At 50.4% G+C, this 12,837-nt stretch carries 8 protein-coding genes; 3 read left to right on the top strand and 5 right to left on the bottom strand.

Going from position 1 to position 12,837, the window contains the following annotated elements; genetic code table 11:
* The first annotated feature begins 56 nt into the window (after positions 1-56).
* Entirely contained in the window at positions 57-1,022 is a 966-nt protein-coding gene (gene corA, locus ACO0LL_RS16085) for a magnesium/cobalt transporter CorA (protein WP_422951863.1), read from the top strand.
* A gap of 56 nt (positions 1,023-1,078) precedes the next feature.
* On the opposite strand, the gene ACO0LL_RS16080 is transcribed toward corA, so the two are convergent.
* Positions 1,079-1,495, bottom strand: coding sequence for a lysozyme inhibitor LprI family protein (locus ACO0LL_RS16080; protein ID WP_422951862.1), 417 nt, complete (start codon positions 1,493-1,495; stop codon positions 1,079-1,081).
* Positions 1,496-1,619: 124 nt separating this feature from the next.
* Here ACO0LL_RS16080 and ACO0LL_RS16075 point away from each other — a divergent pair, with 124 nt between their 5' ends.
* Positions 1,620-2,795, top strand: a complete 1,176-nt coding sequence (locus ACO0LL_RS16075; protein ID WP_422951861.1) for a DUF3667 domain-containing protein — start codon at positions 1,620-1,622, stop codon at positions 2,793-2,795.
* A 63-nt stretch (positions 2,796-2,858) separates the two neighbouring features.
* Here the strand turns inward: ACO0LL_RS16075 and ACO0LL_RS16070 are convergent, their stop codons facing one another.
* Positions 2,859-4,106 (bottom strand): sensor domain-containing diguanylate cyclase, encoded by a 1,248-nt coding sequence (locus ACO0LL_RS16070; RefSeq protein ID WP_422951860.1) that lies wholly within the window; start codon positions 4,104-4,106, stop codon positions 2,859-2,861.
* A 347-nt stretch (positions 4,107-4,453) separates the two neighbouring features.
* Between ACO0LL_RS16070 and ACO0LL_RS16065 the strand changes: the two genes are divergently transcribed.
* Positions 4,454-6,136 carry an alkaline phosphatase family protein gene (locus ACO0LL_RS16065; RefSeq protein WP_422951859.1) on the top strand — a complete coding sequence of 561 codons (1,683 nt, stop codon included), beginning with the start codon at positions 4,454-4,456 and terminating at the stop codon, positions 6,134-6,136.
* A 78-nt stretch (positions 6,137-6,214) separates the two neighbouring features.
* Here ACO0LL_RS16065 and ACO0LL_RS16060 read toward each other — a convergent pair whose 3' ends face one another.
* The 3 genes from ACO0LL_RS16060 to ACO0LL_RS16050 all read right to left on the bottom strand — a co-directional run bounded on the left by ACO0LL_RS16060 (position 6,215) and on the right by ACO0LL_RS16050 (position 12,727).
* On the bottom strand, positions 6,215-7,780 hold the full coding sequence (locus ACO0LL_RS16060) for an oligopeptide:H+ symporter (RefSeq protein ID WP_422951858.1): 1,566 nt from the start codon (positions 7,778-7,780) through the stop codon (positions 6,215-6,217).
* Positions 7,781-8,291: 511 nt separating this feature from the next.
* Positions 8,292-11,489: an efflux RND transporter permease subunit gene (locus ACO0LL_RS16055; RefSeq protein WP_422951857.1), complete on the bottom strand. Its 3,198-nt coding sequence runs from the start codon at positions 11,487-11,489 to the stop codon at positions 8,292-8,294.
* Between the two features lie 2 nt (positions 11,490-11,491).
* Positions 11,492-12,727 (bottom strand): efflux RND transporter periplasmic adaptor subunit, encoded by a 1,236-nt coding sequence (locus ACO0LL_RS16050; RefSeq protein ID WP_422951856.1) that lies wholly within the window; start codon positions 12,725-12,727, stop codon positions 11,492-11,494.
* Positions 12,728-12,837: the final 110 nt, after the last annotated feature.

Raw genomic sequence — 12,837 nt, 5'->3', positions numbered from 1 at the left:
AGATATTGGCTCAGACTGAGTCTATTTTCTCCCAACAAAAAGATGGAAACTGAAACATGTTAATCAACTGCGTTACTTATCAGGAAGGTCGCAAACTGTCTGACATACCCGTGGCAGAAATCAGCGACTATGTAAAGCATAAGGATCAGTTTGTCTGGGTGGCCCTGCGCGATGCGTCGGACGAAGAATTACAGGAAATGCAGGTGGAGTTTGAATTGCATGAGCTGGCGGTAGAAGATGCGCGCCACGGTTATCAAAGGCCAAAGATAGAAGAATATGGCGACTCGCTGTTTGCCGTCATCCATACGGTAGAAATGCTGGAAGGCGAGCTGCACACGGGTGAACTCAATCTCTTTGTCGGTGAAAATTATGTACTCTCGGTGCGCAACCGTTGCCAGCAAAATTTTCTCGGTGTGCGCCAGCGCTGTGAGCGCGAACCTCATTTGCTCAAGCATGGTTCTTCATTTGTGTTCTATGCCCTGATTGATGCCGTGGTCGATCGTTACTTCCCGGTCGTGGAAGCGCTGGAAGAAGAACTGGAACTCATCGAAGAACAGATTTTCACCAAGGGCAGTGAGCGCGCCAACATCCAGCGCCTGTACCAGCTCAAGCGCAAGATAATGATCGTCAAACATGCCGTCACACCATTGATGGAAGCTTGCGGCAAGCTATTTGGTGGGCGTGTGCCAGCCCTGTGTGTAAATACCCAGGAATATTTTCGCGATGTCTATGATCATTTATACCGCATCAATACTTCAATAGAAACCATACGCGACACCATCAGCACGGCGATACAGGTCAATTTATCCATGGTCGCAATCGATGAAAGCGAAGTCAACAAACGCCTGGCCGCAGGTGCAGCGATTTTTGCGGTACCCACCGCCTTTGCCGGTATCTGGGGCATGAACTTCAAGGCCATGCCAGAACTGGAATGGCATTTCGGCTATCCCATGGCCCTGGGCATCATGTTCTCGGCCTGTGCTTATCTGTATTACCGCTTCAAGAAGTCAGGCTGGCTGTGACTTGAGTTCACTCGTGGCACGACTTACATCGTATCGGGCAAGTCATTATCGGTGTCTCAGCGCTGCAATGAGGTCTTGACGCCTTGCAGATGAAGCATGCGCTGTTCATTCAATTCCAGTATGCACAGGTAGCGTCGGTGCGAGCCACCTGTGCCACCAGCGGCGAGCGCAGCTTGCAGCTCACATTGTTCTTTACGGTAGAGCAAATACTGCTTGCCTGCGGATAACAGATAGCGCTGCACCCGGCCACGGTTTGCCAGCGTATCGTCCCAGCGTAACACCAGGGCCGAGGTATCTGCTTCTGTTTGCTGGAGCAGCGTGTCACTGTCCCTGACCCGTTGTTCCAGACAAGTGCGTGCATCTGCCTGGCCGCCAATGAAAAAGCAGTCTTCGCCAGATGCAGCGCGTTGCGCCCATGCACCGGCGCTGGAAACTGCCAGGGACAAACATAACAGTAATTGAGGCAAGCGCATCTTGCTCCTTTTTATCTACAAAATGAGTGTTGCATATTATCAAATCCACACCTGATTGTGCTATCTTGCCGGACAGAGGGAAGTTCAACATCGTGCATAATCAAAAAAATCAGAGAGCAAGCATATGAACGTGGATGTGGAAATTGCAACAGATGTGGCAACAGCAGCCGTGCTGGTCAATGAAGCAGAAAAGAGCGCCGCACATGCGGCGGGCTCAACAGAGCATCATCATGCATGCGCCAACTGCGATACCCCCCTGCAGGGGGCCTATTGCCACGCCTGTGGTCAGTCTGGACACATACATAAATCCCTGTTGCATCTGGTAGAAGAGCTTTTGCATGGTCTGTTTCACTTTGAGACCAAGGCCTGGCGCACGATTCCAAAACTGATCTGGTCTCCTGGCAAACTGACCCGCGACTTTATAGATGGCCAGCGCACACGTTATGTATCACCTTTGGCCCTGTTTTTGTTTTTGATCTTTTTGATGTTCTTTGTGTTTTCTTTCACGACGAGTAATCCGCTCGAGAGTATTACTGACAAGCCGCATACCAGAGAAGGTATCAGCAGGGTTTTGCAAGAGAATCAGGCGAAGCTGACATCCCTGCAAAGTGAACGCAGCAAACTGCCAGCAGGAGACTCGAAACTGGAAGACCTGGATGAAGACATCACAGAGCTTAAGTCAGAGATCACCGCACTAGAAAGCTCATTGAAATTACTCGGCGTCAAAAGTGATGGAAATGGCCAGGTAAAGGACGATGACAAAGACCAGGGCGTGGGAAAGCTCGCGCAAAAACTGGATGAAAAACTGTTTAAAAAAATAGAAGAGAATCAGGCCAAGCAAGCGGCAAAAAAACAAAAGGTCACGGTTACCTCATCTCTTCCATCCATACAGGAAAAGATCAAGCATGCGGTCAATACACCTGAATTGACCTTATACAAAATGAAGAGCAATGCATCGAAACTTGCCTTCATGCTCATGCCTATTTCATTGCCGTTTTTATGGCTGCTATTCATCTTCAAGCGCAGATATGGCATGTTCGATCATGCGGTGTTTTCGCTGTATTCCCTGTCCTTCATGGCCCTGCTTCTGATGACAACGGCCATACTGAATACCATGGGCTTCAGCACCACAGCAGTACTACTATTTGTGTTTGTGCCACCCTTGCATATGTTCAGGCAGTTACGTGAGGCCTATCAGTTGGGAATAGCCGCCAGCCTGTGGCGCACGATAGCCTTGCTGTTCGTGGCGGGATGTTCTTTGCTCATTTATCTGTTACTGATTTTGAGTGTGAGCGCCTGATCAGTTTGTAGTGTGCTGTGTACAGTGTACGGTATGTAGTGGGCAACCGGGAAAAACCATACTCTAGGTCTCCCAGGTAACCCGGTTACGGCCATTACTTTTAGCCTGGTACAAAGCCTTGTCTGCGCGTTCAAGCAAACGGCCAAGGCGGTCATCCTCGGCCCGGTATATGGCTATGCCTATGCTGACGGTCAGTGAGAACGGCTCACCAGCGGCAGAATTCAGCAGCAGAGACTGTACATGGGCACGTATGCGTTCAGCCACGAGCAAGGCTTCTGGCTGATTAGCCTGTTGCAAAAGCACGCAAAACTCTTCTCCGCCAAGACGGCCAAACAGGTCGGACTCCCGTAATTCCAGTTTGACGGCCTCAGCAAAATTTATCAACGCCAGATCACCAGACTGGTGACCATATTTATCATTAATGCCCTTGAAGAAATCCAGATCCAGCATCATCAGCGTCATCTGGGTTTGGTAGCGCTGGCAGCTTTTGAAGATATGCTCGGCATGCTCAAGAAAAGCCCGGCGGTTGGCAATGCCAGTCAGAGAATCCGTGGTTGCCAATCTTTGCATTTCTCGCTCAAGCAATTTTCGTTGGGTGACGTCCCTGCAAATACCTTCTGCACCGGCATAATTGCCCTCATCGTCATACAGCGCCTGGCTATTGACAGATATATCGATGATGCGGCCATCTTTGGTGACCATTTGTCCAGGGAAATCACTGACCATGCCGTGCAGCATGATCTCTTTTCTGAATGCTTCCCTGTCGCCCATTTGCGGATATAGTTCCGCTGCTGGCTTGCCCTCAATTTCTTCAGGGGTGTAACCCAATATCTTAGTGACTGCCGGGCTGACTTTTTGTACTATGCCATCAACATCGGTGCGGTAATACACGTCCTGCATGTTTTCAAACAAGCGCCGGAAATTGAATTCGCTCTGGCGTAATTGCTCTTCCATTTCATTATGCTCGGTCATATCCATGCCGCTGATCATGACAGCATCCTTGCCTTCAAATTCTATGGCATTGCTAATCACCAGCAACATGCGGAAATTGCCTTTACTGGTACGTATGCGAAATTTGCTATTGGCATTTGCCCAGTGACCACCCTGCTTTTTCAATCGCCCCTGTGACCTTGGCTGGTCAATGGGGTGGACAAATTCATCGACAGACTTGCCCAGCAATAGCTGCTCATCGCTGGCCTCAAGCAATTGCACTACAGCGGGATTGAGTTTCACCAATTTGCCATCGACCACAATCGCCACCGCGACTGGCAAGATATCAAACAGGTAAGTATGATAATTATCTTTGTTCAAAAAATGATCCCATCAGGTCCGGCTTCAATTGATAGACATGCAGAAAAGCATCATTTCATTTTACTGCCGGGCAATGATGAGCAAAGTAAGAAAATGCAAGATCAGGCAGATTGTTTTTGATGCGCAACAACAAGAAAACTGAAAGCAAAAACTTAATAGCTAAATTTAATAGATAAAGAATACATGCCGAAAAGCTTATGTATTTTGCTTAAGATTTACTTTGTCATCAAGCTGTCAGATGTATCACTTAGTGTATGCTAGCCTGGGTGCCGATCATAGTCAGAATCGCTCCTGCCTCGACCGCTACTGCCTGCTATTGACCATCATTAACTATTCAACAATTTACCATGAATAATTCCCTGTCCAGCATCCCTCTTCCCATGCGCCGCTTATTTTTACTGACCTGCCTCGCTGTCTCTGCCAGCATGCCTGTTCAGGCTGCAACTGTCGCTGAAAAACCGGCGCAAGCCAAATTGATCGTGGTGCTGGTCGTTGATGGCCTGCCTCAAGAGCAAGTAGTACGCTACCGCGACCAGTTTGGACAAGGCGGCTTCCGCCGCTTGCTCGACCAGGGTGCCTGGTTCTCGGATGCACACCAGGCACATGGAATTACCGTGACTGCCGTAGGCCACACTGCCGTACTGACTGGCGCTTATCCTTACCAACATGGCATTATCGGCAATAACTGGATAGACCCGGTCACGCTGGAATCTGTGTATTGCACTGAAGACAAGCAATATACCTACATAGGCGAAGAAACCAAGGCCAGCGATGGCACGTCGCCAGCCAACCTGCGCGTCAGCACCCTGGGTGATGAATTGCGCTATTCGAATGGTGAGCACAGCAAGGTGATCACCGTGTCCGGCAAGGACAGGGGCGCAATCCTGCTGGCAGGCAAAACCGGTACCGCTTATATGTACATGAGCAAGACTGGCAATTTCGCCAGCTCTACGTATTACATGAAGTCTCACCCCCAATGGGTGCAGCAATTCCAGGCGGCAAAACCGCAAGACAAGTTTTATGGCAAGGAATGGCGCCCGCTATTGCCGGATACAGCATATGCAAACGATGCCGACGACGAACTGGTCATCAACCAAAAAGAAAAAGACAAGCGCTTCCCTTTCAAATACGTCAGCAAGTCAGGCAAACCTGATGCTGAATACTACAAGGATCTCTACACTGGCCCTTATGTCGATGAAATGACACTGGACTTTGCCCGTGCGGCCATCGAAGGTGAAAAACTGGGGCAAAATCCGACTGGCGTGCCGGATGTACTCGGTGTCAGCCTGTCCAGCCATGATTATGTCAATCACAGCTTTGGCCCTGAAAGCCGCATGTCACATGACCATCTGCAAAGGCTGGACAGGATGCTGGCGAATTTCTTTACCTACCTCGACAAACGCATAGGTCTGGAAAATACCATGGTGGTGCTGACTGCAGATCACGGTTTCCCAAATGTGCCTGAATTTGCGCAATCCATCAAACGTGATGCACAACGTCTGGAGAGCAAGAAAATAACTGCAGACCTGAACCAGTATCTGTCGGACAAGTTCGGGCAAAAGGATCTGGTGCGCAAATGGTCGAATCCTCATTTCCTGCTTGACTACAAACTCATGGAGCAAAAAAACCTGAAGCGCGAAGAAGTGGAACTGGCAGCAGTCAGGTTCCTGCAGGGCGTGCCAGGCATTGCTGACAGCTTTACCCGCACCCAGTTTGAAAACGGCAATCTGCCACGTACCCGCATAGGCACACTGGTACAACGTGCGTGGAATAAACAGCGCTCGGGCGATGTCATGGTCGTCACCAAACCTTACTGGTATTTTGCTACCGAGGCACATGGCACTTCACATGGATCACCTTATATCTACGACACCAACGTGCCACTGATACTGATGGGCAAACCTTTCAAAGCCGGTTCTTATGGCCAGTATGCAGAAGTCATGGATATTGCACCTACCTTGGCCCACCTGTTAAGAGTGCGCCCTCCTTCTGGTTCTGAAGGACGGGTACTGACAGAGATATTGCGCTGATTCCAATCACGCTAAATTACAGGTGAAAAAAAACCGCATGAATAAAGTCATGCGGTTTTTTTTCATCATACCGTCAATTTATTTTGCCTGACGGTAATTGTTTTGCATCGTATAGCCACGTGCATACAAGGCAAACAGGAAGGCTGCCACCAAGGCAAAACCGGCAAAGAAGAACATCTGAAAAGCAGTGACGCTCATGCCAGTTGATTTGATTTGCTCAGTCACTGCCTCACTCTTGACGCTGGAATTGGCCAGCAAGACCCACAGGTTACCAATCGTGACAGACAGATTCCAGAAACTCATGATCACGCCCTTCATCGCCAGCGGTGCCTGACTATAGGCAAACTCCAGGCCGGTAGTGGATACCAGCACTTCACCAAAGGTCAGCAAGGCATATGGCAGGATTTGCCAGGTAATGGTCAGAGCATTGCCGCCATCAATGGCTACTTGCATGAAGCCGACCACGATCCAGGCCAGGCCAGAGAACGCGATACCCGTGCCCATGCGGCGCAAGGCAGTCAACTCCACGCCTTTACGTTTCAAGAATGGGTACAGGACCAGGTTATTGAAAGGAATCAGCAACATCACCAGCATAGGGTTCAAAGCCTGCATTTGTGAAGACTTAAACCAGCCAGGTTTGGTCATCTGATCAGCCTGCAACACCCAGGTAGATGCCTTTTGATCAAACAAGGACCAGAACGGTGTCACCAGAGCAAACACCACCAGGATACGCAATACCGAACGCACACCATCCACCGCGACGTCAGGATGTATGCCACGGGCACGCTCCAGCTGCATCCATGTGCCCATGCCACCAAAGCCCATTACCAGCACCAGCGCCAGGCACAGCGCCGCGACAATACCGACTTTAGGAATCAGGAACATGGAGCCTATCGCCAGCAACACGCCAGCGACTGCGATGAAATAACCAGTTTTAGCCTGTCCTGGCACATTCGTGGTCAGTGCGGTACGCACTACATTCAGGAAAGAATGCGGGTCACGCGGTGCTGGTGGTACATGGATATACTTGGTACGGCCAGACCAAAAAATAATCGTCGCAATAAGCATCAGCAAACCAGGAATACCAAAGGCATATCTAGCGCCCAATTCATCAAGGAAATAAGGCATCAGCAAGGACGCGAAGAAAGAGCCAAAATTAATGATCCAATAAAAACCATCAAAGACTTTTTGCGCCAGAGAGCGGTTAGTCTGATCAAACTGATCGCCAACAAAAGATGTTACCAGTGGTTTGATACCGCCCGACCCAAGGGCAATCAGGAATAGCCCGGTATAAAAACCGTTACGGCTATCTTCAAAAATAGCCAGGCATGCATGGCCGCAGCAATATACAAGGCTGAGCCATAGCACCGTATTGTATTTACCAAAATAACGGTCTGCCAGCCAACCACCCAGCAAAGGAAAGAAATACACGCCGATGACAAAGGTGTGGAACACTTCTTTCGCCATTCCCTTACGCATTTCTTCTGGCATGGATAGCAGCAGGCTGGTCGTCAGGAAAGTGACCAGAATATTGCGCATGCCGTAAAAACTGAAGCGCTCGCAACCTTCATTGGCGATGATATAGGGTATTTGCTTAGGCATGCGCGCTTTATCGGCGCCATCCATAGCCACGGATTGAGTCATTCGTCTCTCCTGTTCAATTGTTTTTTTCACAGCCTGGGCAAACTGCCTTTTGTAAAGACAGGCTTGCCTTTTGGGATCATGGATAAGTTTGCCAGCATATAAGATGGATATATCTGGAAAAACAGTGGGCGAAGTATCCAGATTTGTGCAGGGGTAGTCAAGCCTGAAAACGACCGCGTTTGATAGAGAAAAGCTATGGTTTTAAGCTTGCTTGAACAATCAGGTAGAAATGATGTCAGAGAGCTACCGTAATGCTATGTCACTCAAACCGGCAGCCAGGCTGCAAGCCGCATGGATACTGGGTTTGTGCACCGCAAAAATAAAAAACTCATGAGTTGATGACGATACGGTTATGAGTAAAATTCAGACAAAATAATTTTTCACATACTCTCCATATGCACCACCTTTGCGGCACATTTGTTCCTCCCCGTCTCCACCCCTTCTCCACCGTTTCTTAACTTATCTGGCGTAAAAATGAAAATGCCCACTTGTGAAGTGGGCATTCATTTCATCAGGCCAGCGCAGGTTTGCCGCTGATCTTACGCCATAGCCTGAACGGCAGGCGGAAGATAAAACGCAACATGACGAGTGTCAGCAGGGCTTCAACAAATGTCATGATGAAGGCAAAGAAGGTATTCCAGCGCGATTCACGGCGATGGAACTTGGCGACCATACGGTCAACACTGATTTCTATACTGTCATAGAAAGTCGGCACGACCAGCAAGGTCAGGAAGGTGGAAGTGATGGTGCCGCCAATAATCGCAATCGCCAGTGGGCGGTAAAACTCACCGCCCTCACCCAGGCCTATCGCCACTGGCAACATACCGGCGATCAGCGCAAAGGTAGTCATCAGGATAGGACGCAGGCGCTTGCGGCCAGCGTACATCAGTGACTCTTCACGGTCATAGCCTTCTTCTTCGCGTTTCCTGGCACAGTCAAGCAAGAGAATCGCATTCTTGGCAACCAGCCCCATGAGCATGATGATGCCGATAAAGCTCATCAGGTTCAGTGTACCCTTGGTCAGCAACAAGGCAACCACTACACCTATCAGGCTCAAAGGCAGGGACAACATGACAGGAATAGGTGCGGTGAAAGAGCCGAACTGCATGACCAGTATCAAGTACATCAAACCTATGCCAGCGACCAGGGCAATGGTCATTTCCGTGAACAGTTCTTTTTGCGAGCGTGCTGCACCGCCAAGTTCTATACCAAAACCAGTGGGGAAGTTCATGGCCTTGGCGATCTTCAAAGCCTCGGTTGTGACTTCACCAGAAGACTTGCCTTGTGCATTCGCAGATACTTCTATCATGCGTTTGCCATCAGTATGCTGAATCTTGGCTGGGCCTTTGCCCATGGTGATTTTGGCGATTTGCTCCAGTGGTACCATCTTGTCGCTGCCAGCCACGGCGATAGGCAAGCGTTCTATATTTTCTGCGCTGATCCTATCATCTGGATGCAGCCGCACTGCCACGTCACGCGCTTCACCGGTAGGATCAACCCAGTCACCAATCTCGACGCCAGCAAATGCCACACGCAAAGCCTGGGCCGCATCATTGACTGAGATGCCGAGGGAATTTGCCAGGCCACGGTCCAGTTCTATCTGCAATTCATCTTTGGGATCTTGCTCAGACAAGCCTACATCCACTGCGCCGGGCACCTTGCTGAGTTGCCCCATGAAGTCGGTAGCAATCTCAGTGAGTTTTCTTGAATCCGGGCCTGAGAACCTGATTTGCACCGGCTTTCTGGCACCATTGCTCAGATCATCCTGCACCACATATTCTGCGCCGATAATGGTTGCCACCAGCTTGCGCAACTCCACACCAACTTCGCTGGCCGAGCGCTTGCGTTCAGTGCTCTTGCCGATATCGACATAGACACGGCCACCACCAGCGTTGATAACACTGTTGGTCGCCTTGGTTTCTTTGATGGTACGGGCGAGCTCGGCAGCTTTTTCCACTTTCATGCGACCATAATCAAGGCTGGCACTGGACGGTGTGCGGACATCAATCACCAGGGTCCCATTGTCAGACACAGGCAAGAAACTGGTGCCCCCCATACTCGCATGCAAAGCGATTGCCCCTATAAAACTGAGGCCAGCGATCAAAGCCATCCAGACACGGTGATGCAGAGCCCAGGCAATCACATTGCCATAACGGTCAGCCTGATGATCAAACCAGGTATTGAATTTGGCCAATATCCGGCTAATGCCGCGCTTGGGTTCCAGGTGATGACCGACCGGGTCGCCCCAGTACGCAGACAACATCGGGTCTAGCGTAAATGAAATAAACAGACTGACCAGCACAGAACTGGCAACCGTCAACGCAAACGGTCTGAACCATTCACCAGAAACACCGGGCATGAAAGCCACAGGAATGAACACGGCAATGATAGAGAAAGTGGTAGCCGCCACCGCCAGACCAATTTCCTTGGTGCCGTTGCTGGCAGCAGTGCGGCGGTCTGAACCCATCTCCATATGACGCACGATATTTTCCCGCACGACAATCGCATCATCGATCAGTACACCGATTGCCAGTGACAGGCCCAGCAGGGTCATGAAGTTCAGGGTAAAGCCACACAACCACACCGCGATGAAAGCGGCAATCACTGAAGTCGGCAAACTCATCGCCGTGATCAGGGTAGAACGCCAGGAATTGAGGAACACATACACGACAAAGATCGTCAGCACCGCACCAAACATCAGGGATTCAATAACGTTGTTCAGACTGGACTGGGCATCCTTACCGCCATCTTGCGTCACCTCAAGCTTGCTGCCTTTGGGCAGAGTATTGTTGATTTCTGCTATCAAGTCCCGCACTTTGTTCGCGACTGTCACAGTACTGGCATCACGCGAACGGGTGACGGAGATACCGACATTGGGGTTGCCATTGCGCACACTGAAGCCGCCTATCTCGGCAAAGCTGTCAGCAATCTCAGCCACTTGCGCGAGCCTGACTAGGTCAGTACCACGGCGCTTGATGACGATATTCTGGAATTCTGCCGGTGATTCTATGCGGCCTATCAGACGTATGCTCTGTTCATCCAGCTTGCCACGCACTTTACCTACCGGTGCGGTGGTATTTTGATTACGCAGTGCAGTGACCACTTCACCGACGGAAACATTGTATTCACGCAGTTTTTGCGCATGCAGCAGCACAGTCAACTCACGACGCAAAGAACCATTCACACTGACCGTAGCAACGCCATCTATACCGCGAAATTTATCGGACAACTCATCTTCTGCCAGCCGTGAAATCTCGGCATGACTGAGTGTGCTGGATGACAGTGCCATCTGCATGATGGGTTGTGCCGAAGGATCACTGCGCTCCAATATCGGCTCACGCATTTCTGTCGGCAGTTTATAGCGCACCGATGCAATCGCATTGCGCACTTCGTCCGAGGCTTCAATGAGATTTTTATTGAAGTTAAAAACGATCACGACTTGCGCGCGACCTTCAAACGCAGTCGAACGCACCTGATACACGCCGGTAATACTTTGCAGCGATTTTTCCAGGCGGTTGATAATCTCGCGCTCTACCGTTTCTGGAGATGCACCTGGATAGGGGATGCTGACCACCAGTACCGGTTCCTCAACGTCCGGTATCTGGTTAACCTTGAGTTTTTTTAGCGCCAGCAGGCCCATGCACATGAGGGCGATGATAATGACGATCATCGCAATGGGGCGCTTAATACTGAAATCAGAAAGGAACATGATTATTTCCCTTTAGGACTGGCAGTTGCAGAGGACGACGCCGGTGCAGAAGATGCAGCAGTTGAACTGGCCGGAGCAGCAGGCAAGTCCGCACCTGCAGTAGCAACCATTTTTACCTTTTGCCCATCCACCAGGGTAGAAATCGGATTGCGTATGACCTTGTCGCCATCCACCAGGCCGCTGCGTATTTCAAAATCGCCACGCCGTGGATCACGTTCACCAATCACGATACTGATTTTTTTCACTATGCCATCCTTGATGCGCCAGGCATAGGCCTTGTCGCCATCACGTATCAAGGCTGTACTCTTGATCATCAGGGTCTGGGTCGAACCTGTTTCTATGCGGCCTTCCGCATACAGGCCAGACACCTTTGGTGGCGTTGCATCGGCAAAAGCCACCAGCACTTCTACCTGTCTGGTGGTAGCATTCGCGGCCATATCGACACGCTTGACCTTGCCAGCAAATTGCTGGTCGCCATAACCATTGACACGGAAACTGACTGCCTGGCCTATCTTGACATTATTTACCTTGTCAGCCGACAGCAAACCTTCAAAACGCATGCTGGTCGGGTCGATGACCTTGACCAGTTCCTTGCCGATCTGGGCGGTGTCACCGGCTGACACTTTGCGTTCGCTGACCACACCATCAAAAGGTGCGCGTACTTCTGTGCGTTGCATTTGCTGGCGTGCCTGTACCGCGCGCGCCTTGGCTGCGACCAGGTCACTCTGGGCATTATTGCGGCGTATTTCTGCATCTTCCAGTTGCTGGGTTGATGTCATGCCGGAGGCACGCAAAGTCTTCAGGCGCTGGAACTGGCGTTCAGCCTGCTCCAGCGTTTGCGCCGATACCCTGGCGGCTTCGTCTGCCGAATTGCGGCTGTCGCGTATCGATGTATCATCCAGGCGCACCAGTAAATCATTACGCTTTACGGCCTCACCATTTTCTTTAAATACTTGCAAAACCACCGTAGATAACTCGGAACGCAGGTCGGCCTTGCGTTCTGGCTGTATTGAGCCGGTAATCACTGGCCCCGAAGAGAGCGCACTATTTTGTATGACTTGCACATCTTCTTCTGTCACCAGCAGCGGGCTGTCGGGTATCCTGGCACTGGCTGACTTTGAGCTGGCTGACCCTGCGCTGGCTTTGGACTGGTCCGTTTCCTTGCCATCTTTTCCTCCCTTGCTGCATGCCGTCAATGCCAAGGCAAGGGAAAGAAAAATCAGACTGGGTCGCAACATGGTGGTTCTCCGTATATTTATAGTAAATGTTTCACTAAGAAGCTGATTTGTAACAAAAAGTTCCAGAACTTGCCAAGTATCCATGAGCATGCACACCAGTGTCAATCGCA

This window comes from Undibacterium sp. TC4M20W (assembly GCF_049340245.1).
In the GTDB taxonomy this organism is placed as follows: domain Bacteria; phylum Pseudomonadota; class Gammaproteobacteria; order Burkholderiales; family Burkholderiaceae_D; genus Undibacterium.
The sequence above is the reverse complement of the archived record's forward strand: the minus strand, read 5'-3'. Positions and strand labels throughout refer to the sequence as shown.